Annotated in this window: 18 protein-coding genes and 1 pseudogene; 3 read left to right on the top strand and 16 right to left on the bottom strand. The window is 68.9% G+C overall.

Annotation, left to right across the window (positions count from 1 at the left end):
* Positions 1–28: 28 nt before the first annotated feature.
* The 3 genes from ACFY9I_RS32860 to ACFY9I_RS32850 all read right to left on the bottom strand — a co-directional run bounded on the left by ACFY9I_RS32860 (position 29) and on the right by ACFY9I_RS32850 (position 1,133).
* Positions 29–376 carry a PIN domain-containing protein gene (locus tag ACFY9I_RS32860; protein WP_391008207.1) on the bottom strand — a complete coding sequence of 116 codons (348 nt, stop codon included), beginning with the start codon at positions 374–376 and terminating at the stop codon, positions 29–31.
* Between the two features lie 44 nt (positions 377–420).
* Positions 421–756, bottom strand: coding sequence for a hypothetical protein (locus ACFY9I_RS32855; RefSeq protein ID WP_391008205.1), 336 nt, complete (start codon positions 754–756; stop codon positions 421–423).
* 65 nt (positions 757–821) lie between these two features.
* The gene (locus ACFY9I_RS32850) at positions 822–1,133 is read right to left on the bottom strand and encodes a GntR family transcriptional regulator (protein ID WP_391008204.1); all 312 of its coding nucleotides are present in this window, start codon (positions 1,131–1,133) and stop codon (positions 822–824) included.
* Between the two features lie 477 nt (positions 1,134–1,610).
* Here ACFY9I_RS32850 and ACFY9I_RS32845 point away from each other — a divergent pair, with 477 nt between their 5' ends.
* Complete coding sequence (locus ACFY9I_RS32845) at positions 1,611–1,805, top strand: hypothetical protein (protein ID WP_391008202.1); 195 nt, start codon at positions 1,611–1,613, stop codon at positions 1,803–1,805.
* 54 nt (positions 1,806–1,859) lie between these two features.
* Here the strand turns inward: ACFY9I_RS32845 and ACFY9I_RS32840 are convergent, their stop codons facing one another.
* The 8 genes from ACFY9I_RS32840 to ACFY9I_RS32805 all read right to left on the bottom strand — a co-directional run bounded on the left by ACFY9I_RS32840 (position 1,860) and on the right by ACFY9I_RS32805 (position 11,801).
* Positions 1,860–3,269: a DUF6177 family protein gene (locus ACFY9I_RS32840; protein ID WP_391008200.1), complete on the bottom strand. Its 1,410-nt coding sequence runs from the start codon at positions 3,267–3,269 to the stop codon at positions 1,860–1,862.
* The gene (locus ACFY9I_RS32835; protein ID WP_391008199.1) at positions 3,266–3,922 is read right to left on the bottom strand and encodes a pentapeptide repeat-containing protein; all 657 of its coding nucleotides are present in this window, start codon (positions 3,920–3,922) and stop codon (positions 3,266–3,268) included. Before ACFY9I_RS32835 ends, ACFY9I_RS32840 begins: the two co-directional genes overlap by 4 nt.
* On the bottom strand, positions 3,900–5,990 hold the full coding sequence (locus ACFY9I_RS32830) for a hypothetical protein (protein ID WP_391008197.1): 2,091 nt from the start codon (positions 5,988–5,990) through the stop codon (positions 3,900–3,902). The genes ACFY9I_RS32835 and ACFY9I_RS32830 overlap by 23 nt, the downstream gene beginning before the upstream one ends.
* Positions 5,987–6,382, bottom strand: coding sequence for a DUF6507 family protein (locus ACFY9I_RS32825; RefSeq protein ID WP_391008195.1), 396 nt, complete (start codon positions 6,380–6,382; stop codon positions 5,987–5,989). The genes ACFY9I_RS32830 and ACFY9I_RS32825 overlap by 4 nt, the downstream gene beginning before the upstream one ends.
* Before the next feature lie 201 nt (positions 6,383–6,583).
* On the bottom strand, positions 6,584–8,086 hold the full coding sequence (locus ACFY9I_RS32820; RefSeq protein WP_391008338.1) for an AI-2E family transporter: 1,503 nt from the start codon (positions 8,084–8,086) through the stop codon (positions 6,584–6,586).
* Positions 8,087–8,261: 175 nt separating this feature from the next.
* Positions 8,262–8,975, bottom strand: a complete 714-nt coding sequence (locus tag ACFY9I_RS32815) for a transglycosylase SLT domain-containing protein (protein ID WP_391008193.1) — start codon at positions 8,973–8,975, stop codon at positions 8,262–8,264.
* Between the two features lie 376 nt (positions 8,976–9,351).
* Positions 9,352–10,677, bottom strand: a complete 1,326-nt coding sequence (locus ACFY9I_RS32810; RefSeq protein ID WP_391008191.1) for a PhoH family protein — start codon at positions 10,675–10,677, stop codon at positions 9,352–9,354.
* A gap of 350 nt (positions 10,678–11,027) precedes the next feature.
* Entirely contained in the window at positions 11,028–11,801 is a 774-nt protein-coding gene (locus ACFY9I_RS32805; RefSeq protein WP_391008189.1) for an isoprenyl transferase, read from the bottom strand.
* Positions 11,802–12,442: 641 nt separating this feature from the next.
* On the opposite strand from ACFY9I_RS32805, the pseudogene ACFY9I_RS32800 reads away from it, so the two are divergent.
* Positions 12,443–12,700, top strand: a pseudogene (locus ACFY9I_RS32800) (hypothetical protein); the annotation flags it as partial.
* A 56-nt stretch (positions 12,701–12,756) separates the two neighbouring features.
* Here the strand turns inward: ACFY9I_RS32800 and ACFY9I_RS32795 are convergent.
* From ACFY9I_RS32795 to ACFY9I_RS32775, 5 genes are all read right to left on the bottom strand, one after another.
* Positions 12,757–13,536 carry a methyltransferase domain-containing protein gene (locus tag ACFY9I_RS32795; RefSeq protein WP_391008188.1) on the bottom strand — a complete coding sequence of 260 codons (780 nt, stop codon included), beginning with the start codon at positions 13,534–13,536 and terminating at the stop codon, positions 12,757–12,759.
* Positions 13,537–13,635: 99 nt separating this feature from the next.
* The gene (locus ACFY9I_RS32790) at positions 13,636–14,169 is read right to left on the bottom strand and encodes a carboxymuconolactone decarboxylase family protein (RefSeq protein ID WP_391008186.1); all 534 of its coding nucleotides are present in this window, start codon (positions 14,167–14,169) and stop codon (positions 13,636–13,638) included.
* 110 nt (positions 14,170–14,279) lie between these two features.
* Positions 14,280–16,637, bottom strand: a complete 2,358-nt coding sequence (locus ACFY9I_RS32785) for an FtsX-like permease family protein (protein WP_391008184.1) — start codon at positions 16,635–16,637, stop codon at positions 14,280–14,282.
* Positions 16,634–17,323: an ATP-binding cassette domain-containing protein gene (locus ACFY9I_RS32780; protein ID WP_391008182.1), complete on the bottom strand. Its 690-nt coding sequence runs from the start codon at positions 17,321–17,323 to the stop codon at positions 16,634–16,636. Before ACFY9I_RS32780 ends, ACFY9I_RS32785 begins: the two co-directional genes overlap by 4 nt.
* Positions 17,320–17,844, bottom strand: coding sequence for a helix-turn-helix transcriptional regulator (locus ACFY9I_RS32775; protein ID WP_391008180.1), 525 nt, complete (start codon positions 17,842–17,844; stop codon positions 17,320–17,322). The genes ACFY9I_RS32780 and ACFY9I_RS32775 overlap by 4 nt, the downstream gene beginning before the upstream one ends.
* Positions 17,845–18,190: 346 nt before the next feature.
* Between ACFY9I_RS32775 and ACFY9I_RS32770 the strand changes: the two genes are divergently transcribed.
* Positions 18,191–20,557: a transglycosylase domain-containing protein gene (locus ACFY9I_RS32770; protein ID WP_391008179.1), complete on the top strand. Its 2,367-nt coding sequence runs from the start codon at positions 18,191–18,193 to the stop codon at positions 20,555–20,557.
* Positions 20,558–20,691 lie beyond the last annotated feature (134 nt).

The following is a 20,691-nucleotide window of genomic DNA, read 5'->3' as shown; positions in this document are numbered from 1 at the left end:
CGCGGCACGCATGCAACCAGAGCGCTGCTCAAATCGCCACGACGCGAACCCTGTCACCACACAGCTTGTTCATGTCGTCCGCGTCCGAGGTGACGATGATGCGCGGCCCGGTGTAGCCCAGAGCCGTGGCGGCGACGACAGAGTCGATCGCGTACTTGTGACCGTGGAGGTTCGCGTTCCGCAATAGCTCGATAGCACGCCAAGTAATGGCATCGCTGACAGGCAACACCTCCAGCCGGGACGTGTGCCAGCGAAGGCGGTCCATGCGTACTTTGGAGTGCCACGCTTCGATCAACGTGAGATTGCTCAGAGCCACGAGTGTGTCCTTGGCCTGAGCGGCGCGAACCAGGCCGGTGACCCGCGCATCGTTGGCCATGAACTTACTCAGTCCCTCACTGTCGAGGAGCAGGACACCGTGACTCAACCGGCCTTGCGATCGGACCATTCCGTGCCCTCGCCCCCGTCGGTCGTCTCGGCCGTGTGCTCGTCGGCTGCCATGGCCTCGGCGTCCTGAAAGATCTCGGCGGCCCATTCCTGCACCTCAGGGGAGGGGTGGCCGATCTCGCTCTCCTTCGCCTGAAGCAGTTCCTCCAGCAGATCGCGCTGTATCTGCCGTTCCACGGCCGCGCTGACATAGGCGGAGAAGCCGCGCGCGCCCACCCGGGCCTTGACTGCCGCGATACGACCTGCGGGCATGGATACGCTGACCTTCTGCGCCGGCCCCTCGTCCACGCCGTACTGCTCCGGAGTCTCCATGACGCCAGGCTACCAATGCGGTGTCAAATCAAGTAGTAAACCGGCGCCGGAGGGGCGATGGCGGCCTACTGCTCCGAGGGGGCGTCGGTGTCCGCTTCGGGAGCGGAGTCCGGCTCGGACTCCTGCGGATAGGCGACGAAGGTGCCCTTCGCGGGGAGCGTGACGACGAGGCCGCGTTCGCGTAGTTCGCGGATCGCGCGGCGGGCAGTCAGGTACGCGACGCCGTACTCCGTGCCGAGATCTCGTTCTCCAGGCAGGCGTGCGCCTGGCCGCAGGTCGCCGGAGGCGATCTGGGCGGCGATGTGGTCGGCCACCTGCATGTATACGTAAGCGATTTTGCTCGGGTCGATCGGTGAACTGTTCGACTCTGCTGCCATGGTTGCCACCGTAAAACAGCGCTGAGCTGCATCGATAGGCAAGTAGCTACATACTGCTATGCACTGACATGCGTAGCAATGTAGGCTGAGCAACATCGAACCCCGGCGGCCTGGCAGGGCCCCGGGGCATGGTCAACGCTGAGAAGGAGCGCCGACGATGCTGGACTTTACCGTCCGAGCCCTGGCCTGGATGCTGGGCAACTGGCTGCCGAACCCGCGTGGTAGCCACCGAGCGGGATCCACCCCCGTCCCACCACCTGGCCCAGCCATCCCCGTCGTCCCACGGTCACCGCTCCCGCCCGTCACGGCGACGGAAGTGCCCCGCACATTCACCCTGGACGAACGGGTTCGCCGCCGCGCAACCCGTGGCCTCCGCGAACGCCGCCGCGTCCTCTACCTGGCGAGCCTAGGCTTCGACACGGAGTCACCCGCACCCCGCGAGGTCCATGCCCCGGCCGTTCCAGCGGGAGCCGCCCGATGACGAGCACGGACCACCACGCACCGCGACGCCCCCCGATCCGCATGTGCGCCCGCTGCCAACGCCTCACCCAGACCCCGGTCCTGGTCCACGAGCATCACGGGGCCACGGGCCCGGGTTTCAACGTCTACGCCTGCCAGGACTGCGCCCCGCACTACCCACCCCCGGCGGATGACCTGGACGTGCTGCGCTGACGCCCCCTTCGGTCACGGCCCAACGGCTCCAAGCGCGGGGAGTATCGCGAACCGTCAGGCACTGTCCGCACGTAGGTGGGAGCTGAGCTGCTGGAACACCGTCCAGACGCGGGGATCGCTGCCATCGCCGAGGGGATAGTGAAGTGCCGGGGCCGATTCGGAACCGTACTGGACAGGAGTGATGCCGACCGGCGGACGGCGGGCGTGAGCGAGTCCGATGTGTCGTACCCCCCCGGCTCCGAGGGTGAACGAGACGGGAATCGGCGGTGCTTCACGGCACGGCGGAACGGTGAGATCCCGAGGGCCGGCACGCAGCGAGACGAGCATGGACGCCAGCCCCTGACCGCCGGTCAGGGCCTGGGCGAGAGGCTCGATGGCGTCGAGCGGCGGAGATTCGTCGGCACCGTACCCAAGGGCCAGGGTGATGTCTTCCTCGACCCCGGCGGGCGTACGGGCGACCCGGGCGGTCGCGAGAGCGGGACGCGTCGGGTCGCCGACGGCGACGAGCCAGGTCGGTTGCGGCGCGCGGGCTCGGGCCAGTTCAGTCAACTGGCGCGTGCTCCAGGGAAGGTTGACAGGCTCGGCGGTGCTCCAGCCGACCGGCGGCGCACCCGTGACGTGCTTCCAGGCAGTCTCCAGCGCACGGCCCAGGACGAGATCCTCGGCGGCGTTGTGGCGCGTGCGCAGGTTGAGGATCAACTGACGTTCACCGGAGTCCGCGGCAGGAGTCGCGAACTGTGGGACGGTGGACGCCCTGCCGTGCTCGTTGCGTACGGGGGTGAAAGTGCCGTTCTGCCATTGGAGGCGAGCGCCGGACAAGCCGTCGTAGTACCCATGGTCCGGGTGCTGGACGACCCAGCGGTTGGGCAGCCCTCGCAGGGCGACGCGGGTGGGCAGGGTGAGCTGGGCCGTCGCCGGCGTGACGATCTGCAACGCACGGCCGGCTCCGGCGGCCGCACGCAGCGCGTCGGAGAGCCAACTGCTCATGGCGACCACCGGGCGGTCCTGGATGACCACCGCCGTGGAGGTGGTCAGAACGTCGACGGCCGGGACGCCAGTGTCCGGTACGGAGACGGCCGACACCTCGGTGCTGAGCGGGACGACATCCGTGGAGGCGGCCTCGTCCGGCCACACCATCCCGCCGAGCACGGCGGCCAGTCGCCCGGCGTAGGACCCCGCGAGCCGTTCAGCCTCCGCCACGGCGGTGGAGGCCCGCGCCTCCGTCCACCACACAGGCCCCTCCTGGACCTCGCAGCCCAGCAGCCGCTCGACCTCCCCCGGAACCTGCACCAAGATCGGCACCTCGACCGAGACCAACGGCCGCCCCCCGGCTGCGCACAGTTGAATGACGGCCCCCTCAGCGATGCCCCCCACCCGGAGACCGGGGCCACCGGCGTAAAGCCCCGCGAGAACCGTCCGCGCGTCCGGCATCTTCGGGGTGAGAGCTATGACGTCCTTGGTCACCCCTCGCGCCCACGACCGCCGGAGAGCACGCGTACGTTGCCGCCGCGATCATTCAACCATTTTTCCAGTTCGCTTCCGCCGAGTTCGTCACCCACACCCTCTTCAAAAAGGTTGACCGGGCCGAAAAGGGTTCCCGAGAGCCCTTGCAGAATGGTCCTGTGATCTAGTGTCACCCTGAAGGGGTTTTCCTGAAGGACGGCATGGGAGAGATCTGCTCCACGGAGGTTTGCGTCGAGCAGGTCTGCGCCCATGATGTGTGCTCCGCGAAAAGAAGCATGTGAGGCGTCGGTTCCATACATTGATGCCTTGACCAGGTCTGCCCCGTCGAGAATTGCTCCGCGCAGTACCGTGTCATCGAGATTGACTCGGACGAGTGAGGACCGGGTCAGATCTGCGCCGGAAAAGTCGGCGCCCTCCGCGTTGGAGCGGTAAAGGTCCGCTCCGATGAGCTTGATATTGACGAGCTTTGCGTCAATGAACCAGCACTCCGAGAAGACCCCCTCGGACAGGTCTGCGTTGCTCAGGTCGAGACCGATGGCATCCAGCCCGCCCTCGCACTCCTCCTGTATCCACTCGCTGAGGCGAGCAGCTGCCTGTGGGTCCGAGGGGAATGCGCGAGGAGCCCAGTTCTTACGGGTACCAGATGACATCATCTTCCCAGCCGTTCTTCTCGACGACTCCCTTGATGTCGTCGATTGCTGCCTGATTCGCATTGCGCACGTCCAGGATAACAATGCGATTCTTGTCGACGATCTGCACCGCGAGTTTCTTCACCCAGCGGTCGTTGTTGGCCGGGTCGTAAGCCCCCTTGAATGGCTGGGACTTGTCCCGGACGTTGTTGAAGGGCGGCCAGTCGGAGTGGACCCCCTTGATGTCGTAGTACTTGTCCTCACTCGGTGAGTAGAACTCGCCATGGTCCGCTTGCGCTGGACGCTGGATGTCGTGAGGGAGGCGCCCGATTTCACGAAGATCCAGCCCGACGCGGGCTTCGTCCTTGGACGGCTCGGAAATTCCACCGTTCTTGTCCGGGTCTCGCTGAAGCTCGTCGAACTCCTCTGGGCTCCGTGATTCGACCTCCTCCAAATGACCCCAATGAGCATCTCTCTCCTGTTGCGTGAGCTCAGGCAACGGTTCATTGGCTCGCTCTGACGGCAGCTCTCCCCTTGACGCCTCGGCGGAAGACCCGGGGCCGTTTCCGCCTTGATCGGCGAAGGCGCCCTCACCCGCGCCGGAGGAATGGTGATCTGCGGACCCGCTCTGGCTGTCGACCGTGGTGCCTCCCGGACCGGGATGCAGACCATCAGCGTCCGAGATGTCACGCGCGGTGTGACCACCGCTGGATGAGCTGTCACCGACGTGAGCGGTCGCCTCATGCGGGCGCGCGGCTGACCCGACACCCACAGGCTCACGCTGCCGCACCGGCTCCTGCTCCGCAGCGTCGTGTCGGGAGACCACCGGAGGCTCCTTCGGCGCCTCCGCCGAAACGACGTTCCCGTTCTTGTCGACATGGATGAACTCCCCGTTCTCGATAAGGACCTTGGAGCCGTCGCTCAGTTCCAGGACGCTGGTCGTCCGGGTCGAGTCCGTGGTGGTGCCGAGGCCAGACGTGATGCGGGCCGTGACGTCGGAGAGCCTGGGGATGGTGTCCACGGCCTTGCCGCCGACCTTGACGGCGGCCGAGAGCGGGTCGAGGTACTCGCCGATCTTCGCCGCCGCGCCGGCCCCCTTCGCGACACTGCTCCCGGCCTCCGCGCCCCTGGCCAGCCGAGTGAAGGAACCGGCCCCGAGGGTGAAGGCGTTGAAGATCACCGTGCCGGAGGCCCGGACCGGGTTCTCGCCCCAGGTGTCCCAGGCGACGAGCCCCTTGGCGAACTCCTTGGCCGCCTGCTTGCCCCGGACCTCGTCCGCGCTCTCCTCGTCCGGACCGATCGCCCAGTCCATGAACGCGTCGTACGGGGAGATGGTGTAGAGGCCGATGCCGGTCAGTACGTCCCGGACGCCGCCCCAGGCCTCGCCGTCGAACGTGGCCAGATCGACCAGGCCCGTCACGGCCGGCTCGATGTTGTCCTTGTAGATGCCGTCCCAGACGAGGGTTTTGCCCCAGTGGTCGAGCTCCCACGCGTGGTGGGACTCCTGGACCGGGCTGCCCCATGGCAGTTCCCCGGCACCCTTGAGCATGTCGAGGCCGTAGCCGTACATGACCGTGTTCTTGTCGACGGTGTGGCTGCCGTCGTCGGCGACGAACTTCGGGCCGCCCACCAGCGCGGAGATCTTGGTGGCCGCCCGGCGCTCGGCCGCGCGGAACGCGCTCTCCGCCGCGGCGACGCCGTCGAGCAGCGCCTGATGGCGCTGGACCTTGTCCTCGTCGTACGTCCACTCGTCGTCACCGTCGACACTGTCGACGAACGTGTAGGCGTCGGTCTGAAGCTGGGCCAGCCGCTTCGCCAGGGGCCGGGCTTCGGCGCAGTACGCCTCCAGCGCGTCGGCGACCGTCTCCAGCTTTCCGGCGAACGCGGAGGCCCCGCTCATGACCGGCTCGGTGGTGGCGAACAGGTCGTCGGCTTCCGGGGCGAAGTAGTACGCTCCCAGCGCCTGGAAGCGGGAGTGCACGTCCCCGCCGGCGTCGCTGATGCCGGCGGCCTCCAGACGCAGCCCCGAAATATCCTTCTCCAACTGCGCGAAGTCACCGGTGAACTGCGGTATGCCAGCGGGCTCGATCACTTCTCGCCGCCTCCCTGGCCCTCGCCGCCCTTGCCCGGCATCTCCACCTTCGGCGCCGCGAGGGCGTTCCTCTGGGCTGTGGCGGCCATCTCCAGGGCCCCGCCCTCGTAGTACCCGGTGGCCTCACGTGCCCCGCTCACCGACTTCGCCGCGCGGGCCCCGAGGAACAGCACCTCCTGAGCGGTCCCTTCCACGAACAACGCCAACGCCGCCCCGACCGCCCCGGTCTGCGACGCCCCGCAGTACGCCGCGCTGATCGTCCCGGCCGACTCGGCCGCGCTCGCCACGTCCGTGCCGTACGCCTTGACGTCCTTGGCCAGGTCGTCCATCGCGTCCTCGACCAGCGAGGTCACGAACTGGACGCCGGACGAGGAGATGTCCCATGCCGTCATGCTGGGGTGTGATGCGTTCACGCCAGCCGGGACGCTTCCCGGCTCTCTGCCCACCCCGTGCTGCTGGGCGCGGACAAACGCCTCTTACGGGCCGCCGACATCACGGCCCCGACCGGCCTACGTCTGATCGAGACCCGCACCTTCGGCAACGGCGTCGTACTCCCAAACCACGACGCCCCACCCCCTGGGCACCGCAGGACTCTAGGCCCGGTCTGGTTCGCCGCCCTTCAGCCGTGCCCGCAGGCTGTCGTCGGCGTACGCCCGCAACGACCCCACCACCGTGTTCGTGACCGCGACCAGCGGCACGGCCACCACCGCGCCCCCGATCCCCGCGACCATGCCGCCCGCGGCGACGGCGAGGACGACGGCGAGAGGGTGGACGCGTACGGCCCGGCCGAGGATGAACGGCTGGAGGATGTGCCCCTCGATCTGCTGGACGGCGAGTACGACGACCAGCGTCATGACGGCGGTGAAGACGCCCTGGGTCACCAGCGCCACGACCACCGCCAGCGCGCCGGAGACGACCGCGCCCACCAGCGGGATGAAGGCGAACAGGAAGATGAACACGGCCAGCGGGACCGCCATCGGCACGTCGAGGAAGTAGATGCCGAGGCCGATGAAGATCGCGTCGATCAGCGCCACTATCACCGTGCCGCGTACGTACGCGGTCAACGTCTGCCAGGCACGCGGGCCCGCCGCCGAGACGCCCGGTCGGGCCGCCGCCGGCACCAGCTTCAGGGTCCACTGCCAGATCCGCTTGCCGTCATAGAGGAGGAACAGCGTGGAGAACATCGTCAGGAGGATGCCGGTGAGCGCCTCGACGACGACGGTCACGCCCTCCAGGCCGGCCGAGGTGATCGTGTCCGTGTTGTCGCTGATCGCCTCGCGGAGGTTCTTGGCGATGTCGTTGATCTGGTTCTCGGTGACGTGGAAGGGGCTGTCCAGCAGCCAGCCCCGCAACTCCTCGATGCCGTCCTGGATCTGGTCGGAGAGGTCGTCGATGTTCTCCATGACCTGCCAGGTGACGAACCAGCCGATCAGCCCCATGATGACGAAGCCGAGGATGGCGGTCAGCGCGGTGGCGAGGCCGCGCGGTACGCCGTGCCGGGTCAGCCGGGCCACCGTCGGCTGGAGGATCGCGGTGACGAGCAGCGCGGTCGTGAAGGACAGCACCAGCAGTTGTACGGAGCTGATGATCCGCATCATCACCCAGACGGTGCCCGCCAGAACGAGCAGCCGCCACCCGGCCTCGGCCGCGACCCGCATGCCCCAGGGCACCGCGGACGCGGGGTCGGGACGGGTGTAGAGAAGGGGGGCGGACGTCTGCCCCCGAGCGCTGGAGCCGCCGACGTCACCGGAGCCGCCGACATCACCCGTACCGCCGGCGTTCCCTGAGCCACCGGCGGCGTCCGCACCACCTGAGCCGGAGCCGCCCGCGTCACCGGAGCCGCCGCCACCGCTGGAGGGACCCGCCTCACCGGAGCCGCCCGCGTCACCGGAGCCTGCACCACGCCCAGCGATGCCCCGGTCCCGTCCCGACCTCTCCGACCCCGCGGACCCCTCCGCCCCAGCGGACCCCTCCGACCCCGCGGACCCCTCGGCCTCCGCCTCCGCCTCGATCTGCGCCCGGCGTCGCTCCAACCGCTCGCTCCACCCGCTCAGTCCGGCGCCGAGCCGGCCGAGCCATCCAGGAACTCGCGACATCATCCGTCCTCTTCCCCGTCTTCCCCCGTCGCCCCTGCTGGTCACCACTCCTCCCGGAGGCCGCGGCGCGCCTCAGGAGCTTCGACCGTACATGGCGGAAGCCCCCCACCCAAGGACGGTGGAGGGCTTCCGAAGGTTGAGCGGCCGGATGCCGGGCACCCGACGACCGAACGACCTAGTACCAGTGGTTGGCCTGCCAGAACGACCAGGCCTCACAGGGGCTGCCGTAGCGCGATTCCATGTAGTTCAGGCCCCACTTGATCTGCGTGGCCGGGTTGGTCCGCCAGTCGGCACCGGCGGACGCGTACTTGCCGGCGGGCAGCGCCTGGAAGAGGCCGTAGGCACCCGAGGAGGGGTTGACGGCCTGGTAGTTCCAGGTGGACTCGTGGTTCACGATGTTGCTGAAGCACGTCCACTGGTCGCTCGCCACGACCGCCTTCGCCATCGCCTGGATCTCGGCGATGGAGTACGAGCTCTTGACGGGGGCGTCACCGAGCGAACCGGCGGCTTCGGCCTTCTTCTCGGCCTCTTCCTTGGCCTTGCGCTCCTGCTCGGCCTTCTCCGCCTGCTTCTGCTTGTCGATCGCGTCCCGGGCCGCCTTCTTGCGGGCGGTTGCTTCGGCGTCCTTGCGGGCGCTCGCGTCGGCGGCGATGGCCTGGGCGTCGGCCTGTGCAGTCAGGGACGCGGTCTGGACCTGAGCCTGCTGGCCCACAGGTATGTCAGCGAGCAACGTGGTGTCGTTCGCGACCGCCTCTGCGTCGTCAGTGGTCGTCTGCGCGGTGCTGCCCGAGGCAACTCCGACGACGCTGCCGACTGCGGTGACCGCCGTGGCCGAGGCCACTGCGAATCCCCGGACCGAGATCCGGCTCACACGGTTTCCTTCCAGCATCGCCCGCCTCGGTGACCCTGGCGGACGCAATCGTGCCCCTGGCGCTGGCCTCCCAACTGCGGGGTCACGGAGGCGCGGGCCCGGTGGGCAACTCCTCGGCGAGGAGCGCCGTGTGGTGCGCGGGCGGCATACGACAACGGTATGGAGTTGACCTGGTGCTGCTGTTGTTCCGTACCGCTGGGGGTACAGGTGTGTCGTATGCGGGGCCTGACAGGAGTGAGACTCTGCCGTAACCCGACACCGCGAGGCAATCCAGTGCCACGTGTGAAAGCTCACACCTCGTTTGCCGCGGGAGATTCAAGGAAAGCCGCGCGCGCCAAGGCGCCGCCCGGCTAGGCTGCTGAGCCTTTGCCGGGCGGCGCCCTTGGATCGAGGTTCAGATCTGCCCGTCCTCCAGCATTTCGGTCACAAGGGCCGCGATCTGGGACCGTTCGGACCTCGTCAGCGTGACGTGGGCGAAGAGCGGATGGCCCTTCAGCTTCTCGACCACGGCGACGACACCGTCGTAGCGCCCGACGCGCAGATTGTCGCGCTGGGCCACGTCATGGGTCAGAACCACCCGAGAATTCGCGCCGATCCGGGACAGAACGGTCAGCAGAACGTTCCGTTCCAGTGACTGTGCCTCGTCCACGATCACGAACGCGTCGTGGAGGGAACGTCCGCGGATGTGCGTGAGCGGAAGCACCTCCAGCATGCCGCGAGCCGTGACCTCCTCGATGACCTCGCGGCTGGTGACGGCGGAGAGCGTGTCGAAGACCGCCTGCGCCCAGGGGCTCATCTTCTCGGCCTCGGAGCCGGGCAGATAGCCCAGTTCCTGGCCGCCCACCGCGTACAGCGGCCGGAAGACCATCACCTTCTGGTGCTGGCGCCGCTCCAGCACGGCCTCCAGACCCGCGCACAGCGCGAGCGCGGACTTGCCGGTGCCGGCCCGGCCGCCCATCGAGACGATCCCGACGTCCGGATCGAGCAGCAGATCGAGCGCGATGCGCTGCTCGGCGCTGCGGCCCTTGATGCCGAACGCCTCACGGTCGCCCCGGACGAGCCGGATGTTGCCGTCGGCCGTGACCCGGCCGAGTGCCTTGCCGCGCTCCGACTGGATCATCAGACCCGTGTGCACCGGCAGGTCACTCGCCTCGGGGACGTGGACGGTCCCCTCCTCGAAGAGGATGTCCACCTGCTCGCCCGGCAGGGCCAGCTCGGACATCCCGGTCCAGCCGGAGGTGTCCGTGATGGCGAGTTCCGCCCGGTACTCCTCGGCGAGGAGACCCACGGAGGACGCCTTGATCCTGAGGGGAAGGTCCTTCGACACCACCGTGACGTCGTAGCCCTCGGCCTGCAGGTTCCTGGCCACCGCGAGGATGCGGGAGTCGTTGTCCCCCAGGCGGTAGCCGGTCGGCAGGACGCTGGGGTCCGAGTGGTTGAGCTCGACACGGACGGTCCCGCCGAGGTCCCCGATCGGAATGGGGGCGTCGAGGCGTCCGTACCGCACCCGGAACTCGTCGAGCAGGCGCAGGGCCTGGCGGGCGAAGTAGCCGAGTTCGGGATGGTGCCTCTTCGCCTCCAACTCCGTCACCACGACGATCGGCAGCACGACTTCGTGCTCGTCGAAGCGGCTCAAAGCATTGGGGTCGGCCAGCAGGACGCTGGTGTCGAGGACGTAGGTGCGCCGGTCTGGCTTGTGGCGCTTTGTGCTGGTCACCACGGAAGGACGTACCCCCTCGGATGAGGTCGGGGAGCGACGGGATGACACCCAGGATGGACAGGGTGCGAACAAACGGCCGGTCGTCGGCGCCGTTGCACGGGCCGGTGACCGGCCCTCCGCTGCTTCGTCCGTGCTGTGACCGCACGATCGGGCTGGTGCAAAGGGCCTCCCGGGCGGACGGCCCCGAGCCGTCCGCTGAGATCCGACACCCGTGGTTCGGGCGTCGACCTGACTGGCTTATGCCCTCGAACACGCGCCGCCATGCCAAGCGGTACGACGGCGTCCCGGTGAACTCCTCGTTACTTCTGTCCCGATGGGGGTAACGCGCACCGCACCGGTGATGCGGAGCCTCAGCCTCCGTAGCGGCGGTGTCGCACCGCGTAGTCACGCAGCGCGCGCAGGAAGTCGACCTTCCGGAAGGCCGGCCAGAAGACGTCGCAGAAGTAGTACTCGGAGTGCGCGGTCTGCCAGAGCATGAATCCGGACAGCCGCTGCTCGCCGCTCGTGCGGATCACGAGGTCGGGGTCGGGCTGGTCGACGGTGTAGAGGTGCCGGCCGATCATGTCGATGTCGACGGACTCGGCGAGCTCCTCCATCGAGGTGCCCTTGTCCTGCGCGTCGAGGAGCATGGAGCGCACCGCGTCGGCGATCTCCTGTCGTCCGCCGTAACCGATGGCGACGTTGACGAGTATCCCGTCGACGTCCGCGGTGGCCTCCTCGGCCTCCTTGAGCGTGCGCTGCATCCCCGGTGACAGCAAGTCCAGCGCGCCCACGTGGTGGACTCGCCAGCGGCCGTCGGCGGCCAGGGAGCGCACGGTGTCATCGATGATGCCGAGGAGGGGGACGAGTTCTTCCTTGGGCCGGTTGAAGTTGTCGGTGGAGAGCAGCCAGAGGGTGACGACCTCCACGTCGGTCTCGGTGCACCAGCCGAGGAACTCCTCGATCTTGTGCGCGCCGGCCTGGTGGCCCTGCATGGTGGTGGAGCCCGCGGCCTTCGCCCAGCGACGGCTGCCGTCGACGATCACGCCGATGTGCTTGGGCACCTGGTCGTGGTCCAGGTGGCCCTCGACCCTGCGTGCGTAGACCCTGACGAGCAGGCTGCGCAGTTTGTCTCGCAGGTTCACGTGAATGTCAGCCCCTCAGAAATGCGGTGGCGGTCCCCTTGGTTGGCAGAGCCTACCGGGGGTTGAGCCCAAGTCTGCCAAGGGGTGTACGGGGTTGGGGGGGCCATGCGGCCGACGGTTCGGGGGCCTCGCGGGTCCCACTTCACCGTACAAAAAACGGGCCGGTCCGTGGGGGGGAGACGGACCGGCCCGAGGGGGGGTTCCCACCATAACCCTTTGTGAGTGATGCTGCGTGCATCGGCGTGCCACAACTACTCTCCGGAGTCGGATGACAGCGCGGCGGTGAGCGCGGAACCGTTCGTTCAGGGTGCGATCAAGGGGTGATCGTGGCCGGATTACGACGGATTCCAAGGAGAAGAGGCGCAATCCTGGTGGGATTGTGGGGTTTGCGCATCGTTGTGCGACTCGCGGGAAGAAACGGTCGGACACCCTCGTACGGGTGAAGCGGAGCGGGGGTGCGCACTTGACGCCTCCGTCGAGGCGCACGGCTACGCGCAGCCCCCTCCGCTGCGCGAAGCCGTGCCGCGCAGCTTTGCTCACGCGAATTCCCTTGGTCTGAACCTACGGGAGAGGCGTGGCGGAAGCCAAGCCGGGAGCGATAACGATGTGGCAACCGCGATGGAGGTCAGGATCCGACCTTCGACGGTGTCGTCGCGGGCGTCTGGCACCAGCGGCGCCAGGGACGGCGTACGACGGTCACGGTGGAGCCGCTGGGGCGGCGTACGACGGTCACGGTGGAGCCGCTGGGGCGGCGTACGACGGTCACGGTGGAGCCGCTGGGGCGGCTGGCCGCCGGGCAGGAGCGGGAGTTGGGGGAGCGGGTGGAACGGGCGGGGGAAGTGCTCCAGGCACGGGCGGACTTGGCGATCGGGAAGATCACGGTCGGCCCGCACGCCTGACCGGCCCGCATGTCTGACCGCCGCGCACGTGTGACTGCCTCACACGTGTGACTGCCTCACACGTCTGCCGGCTTGCGGGCCTCGAAGAGATGGCGGGTGCTGTGGGCGACGAAGGGGCCCTCGCTGCGGATCCGGTCATGGAGGGAGCGGAGCTGGGGGAGGTAGGCGTCGACGGTGAAGCCGGGCACCATCCAGACAACCTTCTTCAGGAAGTGCACGACCGCGCCGATGTCGTGGAACTCCATCCGCAGCCGCTCGGCCCGCAGGTCCACGATCTCCAGTCCGGCGTCCTCGGCGGCCGCCCGCTCGTTGTCCGGATGACGGTTGCCGCTGGTCTCCTCGGGCAGCGGTCCCAGGAAGTGCTCGACCAGTTCGAAGACGCTTCTCGGGCCCACATGCTGAGCGAAGTACGTGCCGCCCGGCCTCAGTACCCGGGCGATCTCCGTCCAGTGCGCCTGTACCGGATGCCTGCTGGTGACCAGGTCGAACGCTCCGTCCGCGAACGGCAGCGGGGCGTCCTGAGGGCTGGCCACCACCACCGCGCCCCGGGGGTGCAGCAGTGCGGTGGCCTTCGCGACGTTCGGCGCCCACCCCTCGGTGGCCACGGTCACCGTCGGAAAACGGGGAGCGGAGCCGAGTACCTCCCCACCCCCGGTCTGGATGTCCAGCGCGGCCGAGGCCCGCCCCAGCCGCTCACCCTTCGACCGCGCGTACCCCCACGACGGACGGGCCTCCGTGGCCCGCCCCTCGAACCAGGAGAAGTCCCACCCCTCGGTGGGCACGGCGTCGGCGTCGGCGACGAGGTCTTCGAAGGTGGGGGAGTGGAAGGAGGCCATGGGATGGATCCTTCCGGAGGAGGGAGGAGCCGCGCGACCGTATTTCCCCGGCAGGCCGTATTTCCCCGACAGGCCGAAGGGCCTGAGCCTCGGCGGGGCCTACTCGCCGAGAACCGCCTCCGCGTCCAAGGTCACCGCGACCGCCTGAACCACCGACGCGATCCGGACCGCCTCCTGCACGCTCTCCCGATCCGTCCCGGCCCCGCGCAACGCCCGCTCGTGAGCGTCCAGACAGGCTCCGCACCCGTTGACCGCCGACACGGCGAACGCCCACATCTCGAAGTCGGCCCGCTCGACCCCGGGATCACCGAGGACGTTCAGCCGCAGCCCCGCCCGCAGTTCGCCGTACCCGGGGTCGGACAGCAGGTGCCGGGTCCGGTGGAAGACGTTGCTCATCGCCATGGTCGCGGCCACGGCCTTCGCCGCGGTGTACGCCTCGGCCGACAGCCGCGCCCTCGCCTCCGGTGCCAGCTCGCGCAGCACCAGCGCCGAGCGCGAGGCGATCGCCGTGGCCAGCACGGTGCCCCACAGCCGCTGGGCCGGCAGGGTGGAGTGACCGATGACGGAGTCCAGGTTGCGACTGAGATCCTTGGCGTACGCCGGTACCGCGGCCTTCAAGGCGTCGAGCGACATGTCGTCCTCACTCCCGGCGAGCAGCCTGACGGGGTCCAGTATCTCCTCCGGGCGCGATCCCCTCGGAGACTGATCGGCGTGGGACCCCGGGGGTCGTGCCCCGCACCGGCTTACTCCGTACGCAGCCCCTCCGGCCGCATCATCCGCAGCAGCGGCGGCATGCTCAGCGCCGTGACGAGGACGACGACGCCGGCGCCGATGCCGATCATCGACAGCACGCTCGGCCAGTCCACGCCCACATCGGCGTTCGTCATCCTCAGCAGGGCGGCGCCCAGGGTCAGGCCGAACGCGGCGGCCAGGGCGAGGCCCAGGGTGATCGGGACCGCCGTCTGCCACAGCACGGACAGGCCCAGCGTGCGGCGTCGTGTGCCGAACGCGACCAGCGCGGACAGCAGCTTCCTGCGTTCGCGGAGCTGCTCGAGCTGGGAGACGAGGAGACTCGCGCCGATCAGGACGAGCACGGCGGTCGCGCCGACCAGCAGACCGGTGCGGATGTCCGAGAACTCGTCCGACCGCCGGGTCGACTCCCACTCCCAGGTCCGGATGAGCGGATCGATCGCCACGGCCGCGTTGCGCACCTCGTCGAGCGCGTCCGGGACCGTGGGGTCCGTCCGTACGAAGACGGTGCTGTGGAGCAGGGGCTCGGTCTTCGCGGGCAGGGCGCCCGGGGTCGCCATCAGTCCCGACATCCCCGTCCGCAGCGAATCGGTGCGCTCGCGCACCTTCGTCACCTCGGCCGGAAGCTTCCAGGCAATCTCGGCGCCCGGGTCCTCGCCGGCGTAGGACGGGTCGAAGTACAGGGTGCGGCCCGCGGTGGCGAGGTTCGTGACGGTGGAGTCGGCCGGGTCGGGCATCAGGAAGACGTCGCCGTCGCGGCACGAGGGGATCGTCGCGAGTTCGCGCAGCGAGGCGCAGTCGCCGACGGTCACCTCCGTCACTTCCTCCGGGTCCTTGGCTTCGCGGGAGATCGTCGAGGAGGAGAGTGCCGCGGTGCCCGCCGCGCCCTTGGCCCGCTTCAGCTTCTCGCCCGCGGCGCTCACCGAGAGGTCCTGTGGGAGGGTCAGCTCCAACTGGGCGCGCGAGGGGTCCTTCCCGGTCGATTCCGTGAAACGGCCCTCGACCCCGGCGAACAGCATCTGCAGGGCGATCGCGCCGGCCACCGCCACAGCGATCCCGTTGACCATGCGGGCCGCCGAGCCGCTGCTCAGCTGGAGCCGGCGGACGGCGAGTTGCCAGGAGACCGCACCGGAGCCCAGTCGGGCGACGAACGCCTCGACGGCCCACGGCAGCAGCGCGGTGATGCCGAAGAGCAACAGGACGACCCCGCCGGTCACCTGGTACTCGTTGAACTGCCCGTTGTCCGAGCCCTGGCCGAGCAACGGGTAGAGCAGGGCGAGACCGCCGAGCGGTGGCAGCAGCCGCCACCAGAGCCTGCGCCGGGCGGGCTTGGCCGTGCGGACCACGCCGAGCGGCTCGATGACGACACCGCGCAGCGCGAACAGGGTGACGAGGACGGCGGCCGCCGGGACCGCCAACGCCACGAGCAGCGCGAGGCCGGGGGAGGGGTTGAGGTAGCTCGGGAACACACTGACGTCGAACACCTCGACCGAGGCCGCGGCCTCCCTGCCGAGCAGGAAGAACCCGGCGCCGGAGAACAGCCCCAGCACGGCGCCCGCGAAGGCCTCGCCCGCCGCGATCCGGCGTGTCATCCGGCTGTCGGAGCCGACCAGCCGGAGCGCCGCCAGCCTGCGGTCGCGCCGCTCGCCGCCGAACCGTACGGCCGTGGCGATGAAGACGGCGACCGGCATCAGCAGCACCACGAAGACGACCAGGGTGAGCAGCAGCAGGATCGGGTCCATGCGCTCCTCCTCGGGCTGCACGACCGGGGTCCCGAACCGCTCGATCCGGGCCACCACCGAGCCGTCGATCCGCTGGGCGAGCCCTTCGGCGCCGGCGTAGTAGGCGAGTTCACCTGGGCCGATCAGCCCGGTCTCGCCGATGGTGCCGACCGTCTTGTACGGCAGCCGGCCCCGCAGCAGTTTCCCGGCGTCCGATCCCAGCAGCTCGGAGAGGGCGGGGGAGACGACCATCTCGCCCGCCGCGGGGAACTTCGCGAGCCCCGGTGGCAGCGGCGCCTTCGCACCCTCGGGCTCGACGAGCCGTCCCCTGATCTCCTGCCGCTGGTACTCGGTGTCGGTGTCGGCGATGACCAGGCTCGTGTCGGTCGGCTTGGACCTGAGGTTCTCCTCGTAATTGATGAACCCCAGGTCCTGCCGGGCCTCCTCCCGGGCGCCCCGCGTCGCCAGCGCGTTCGGTATCGCCGTGGTGAGCAGCAGCAGCGCCACCCCGAGGCCGACGCCGACCGCGGTGAGCAGGGCGCGCACCCAGCCCTCGCGGCCCCCGGTGAACGTGAACCGGACCCCCATCGCCAGATCCCGGTACCACTGACGGACGACGGCGGAGTTCATACGACGCGCTCCATGTCCCGGGACTTCCCGTCCCGTACGACGATCTCGCGGTCCGAGTACGCGGCCACCCGCGCCTCGTGCGTGACCAGGACGACGGCGGCGTTGGTGGACCGGGCGGCCTCGGTGAGCAGTTCCATCACGCGCTCGCCGTTGAGGGAGTCCAGCGCGCCGGTGGGCTCGTCCGCGAACAGCACCCTGGGGCCCGTGACCAGCGCCCGGGAGACGGCGACCCGCTGGCCCTGGCCGCCGGAGACCTCACCGGGACGCTTGCGGGCGAGGTCGTCGACCTCCAGGCGTTCCATCCAGCCGAGGGCGGTCCGCTCGGCCTCCTTGCGGGAGGCGCCGTTCAGTCTGAGCGGCAGTGCCACGTTCTCCACGCACGTCAGCTCGGGCACGAGCTGACCGAACTGGAAGACGAACCCGAACTCGCTGCGCCTGAGCGCGCTGCGCCGGGTGTCGTTCATGGTGGCCATCTCACGGCCGTTGTAGGTGATCGAGCCCGAGTCGGGTGTGACGATGCCGGCGAGGCAGTGCAGCAGTGTCGACTTGCCGGAGCCGGAGGGGCCCATCACCGCGACGACCTCGCCGGGGTGGATGGAGAACTCGGCGCCGTCCAGCGCGGTGGTCGGACCGTACGCCTTGCGCAGATCGGTCGCGACGAGCAGGGAGCCGGGGGGCGGATTCACCGGCCCACCGCCTCGGCCAGTTTGCCCAGTCGGGCGGCGGTCAGCTCCAGCCATCGCAGGTCGGCCTCCAGATGGAACAGGGCGTGGTCGCAGATCAGCTGGTCGGCCAGATCGCCCTTGCGTTTGCGGTCGGTGAGGATGCGCATCATGCGCAGGTGCTCGGAACGCTGGGTGTCGAGGATGTCGGCCGCGTTCCGGTCGGTGAGCAGGGCGAGGACGACCTTGGTGTAGAGGGTCGACTGCAGATACGGCTCGGGCTTCTCGGGCGTCGCGAGCCACCGCTGGACATCGGTGATGCCCGCCTCGGTGATCGCGTACCGCTTGCGCTCGGGGCCGCCGCCGGGCTCGATGCCGTCGACCTCGACGAGGCCGTTCTTCAGCAGGCGCGACATCGTCGAGTAGACCTGGCCGTAGTGCAGGGGCCGGTCGTGACCGAACTTCTCGTCGAAGGCCCGCTTCAGGTCGTAGCCGTGTCGGGGACCGGACTCCAGGAGCCCCAGGAGAGTGTGACCGATGGACATGGACACGACTGTACACAGTGGGTATACACCGCACGTATACATGCCGTGCATAGCTCCTCGGGAGAGGCAGAGGGATCGCAGGTCAGGGCCGAGGTCAGGGCCGATTGTCACGGTTCTGTCACTGAGGTCGCCGGGAACTCATGACTCGGGCAGGGCAACCATCGGCCCAGTTGGAACGTCCGTTCCGGTGGGATGAGGTCTATGGACAGGCGCCTCGCGTGCGCATTGTCACGTCGCCACAAGGCGGACCGACTCCCGCTGGCCACAGTCCTCGGTGTTAGCTTGCTGAGCTGACAAGACGCGAGTGACGTATGAGACCGAGCAGAATGCGGAGCGGACCGGAGCCATGGGACGAGCGGAAGAAAGACGAGCGCGGCAGCGCGGCGGTCGCCGCGCGGCGCCCAAGCGCTCGTCCGGGGGCGATTCGGGGACCACGACCGTCATAGGTTCGGCCGAGGGCGGAGGCCGGGCGGCCGCCAGGGCGGCGGCCAGGAGCGGCGGCAAGAAGCAGCAGAAGAGCTTCCTGCGCCGCCTCTTCACCTGGAAGAAGATCCTCGGCACGTTCCTCGGCGTCTGCCTGCTCGGCATGGGTGCCTTCGTCGCGCTCTACCTGTGGATCGACATCCCCAAGGGGAACCCCCAGGCGCTCCAGGAAAGCAACGTCTACAAGTACTCCAACGGCAAGATCCTCGCCCGCTCCGGCACGACCAACCGCGAGATCGTCGAACTCAAGGACGTTCCCAAAGAGGTCCAGCAGACCTTCGTCGCCGCCGAGAACAAGACCTTCTACACGGACCCCGGTGTCGACTTCAAGGGCATGACCCGAGGTCTGATCAACACCCTGTCCGGCAAGGGCAAGCAGGGCGGCTCGACGATCACCCAGCAGTACGTCAAGAACTTCTACCTGACGTCCGACCAGACGGTGACCCGCAAGCTCAACGAGCTGGTCATCTCCCTGAAGCTGGAGCGCAACGAGACCAAGGACACCATCCTCGCGGGCTACATCAACACCAGCTACTACGGCCGCAGCGCCTGGGGCATCCAGGCCGCCGCCCAGGCGTACTACCGCAAGGACGCCAAGGACCTCAACGTCCGCGAGGGCGCCTACCTCGCCGCACTGCTCCAGGCCCCCAGCCAGTACGACCTGGCCACCGCCACCCCGACCGGCAGGAAGCTGGTCACCAACCGGTGGAACTACGTCCTGGACAACATGGTCGAGATGAAGGAGCTGCCCGCCTCGGAGCGGGCGGGCATGAAGCTCCCCAAGCCCAAGGAGCCCCAGTCCGCCCCCGACATGCAGGGCCAGAACGGCTACCTGGTCAACGCGGCCAACAACGAGCTGGCCAAGCAGCTCGTGGCGCAGAACAGGGCGGACGACCTGGAGGATGCCAGGACGAAGATCGAGGCGGGCGGCTGGACCGTCACCCTGAACATCGACCCGAAGAAGCAGGTCGCACTGGAGAAGGCCGTCAAGGAACGCCTCACCAGCAAGCTCGACCCGAAGAAGCGCAAGGTCGACAAGCACATCCAGGCCGGCGCCGTCTCCGTCGACCCGAAGACCGGCAAGGTCCTCGCCATGTACGGCGGCGTCGACTACGTCAAGCACTTCGGGAACAACGCCACCCGCCGGGACTACCAGCCCGCCTCCACCTTCAAGCCGGTCATCCTCGCCGCGGCCGTCGACGAGGCCGCCGAGACACAGGACGGCGAACCGATCACCGCGAGCACGGTCTACGACGGTGACAGCCGGCACAAGGTCATGGACGACGGCACCGCGGTCGGCTTCAACCCGCCGAACGAGGACGACGTCGACTACGGCGACGTCACCGTGCAGACCGCCATGAACAAGTCCATCAACTCCGTCTTCGCGCAGATGGGCGTCGACGTGGGCATGGAGAAGGTCATGGAGGTCGCCGGGAAACTCGGCATGGACACCGAGGGCATGGAGGCGGTCCCCGCCCAGACGCTGGGTTCCATGGGCGCCAGCCCGATGGAGATGGCCGGCATCTACGCCACCCTCGACAACCACGGCAAGAAGGTCACCCCCACCGTCGTCGCGGAGGCCACGCACCGGGAGGGCGAGGTCGCGTTCCCCGAGGCGATCGGCGAGCAGGTCATCACCCCCGAGGCCGCCGACACGGTCACCTCGGTCCTCACCGGCGTGGTCGACGACGGTACGGCCAAGACGTCCGTCCGCGACAACCCCGCCCGCAGGGGCCAGGTCGTCGCCGGCAAGACGGGCACCTCCGACGAGAACCGCTCCGCCTGGTTCACCGGCTACACCCCCAACCTCGTGACCTCCGTCGGCCTCTTCGGCGAGGACATGAGCAAGAACGGCAAGCACGTCCCGATGTACGGCGCCGGCGGCGAGGACCGCGTGAACGGCGGTGGCTTCCCGGCCCAGATCTGGGCCACGTACACCTTCGGCGTCATGGGCAAGACCACCAAGTTCGACCTGGACACCAAGCAGGGCGCCGCGGTGGAACCGACGGAGTCCCCGACCCCGTCGACCAGCCCGAGCCCGACCCCGTCGGAGTCCCCCACCACCGAGGCACCGACGAGCGCGCCCCCGACGACCCCGGAGACCACCCCGGAGGAGACCCCGGAGACCACCCCGGAGGAAACTCCGGAAACGACCCCGGAGGCAACCCCGTCGGACGACGGCGACATCGAACTGCCGTCAGACCCCAACGACCCACAGTCGGGCGGCTAGCGCACGAGCGCACAAGACAAGGGCGCCCGGTAGCCACCGGGCGCCCTTCGTCTGTCAGGGGCGCGGGGAACTGCGCGACCAGCCGCGGACATCCCGCAGCCGCTGAACCCGCGGAAGTCCCTACGGCGCTCCCG

The sequence above is a fragment of the Streptomyces sp. NPDC012510 genome (genome assembly GCF_042955065.1).
GTDB lineage: Bacteria > Actinomycetota > Actinomycetes > Streptomycetales > Streptomycetaceae > Streptomyces.
Note: the sequence above shows the minus strand (reverse complement) of the source record. Positions and strands in the feature narration are given on the sequence as shown.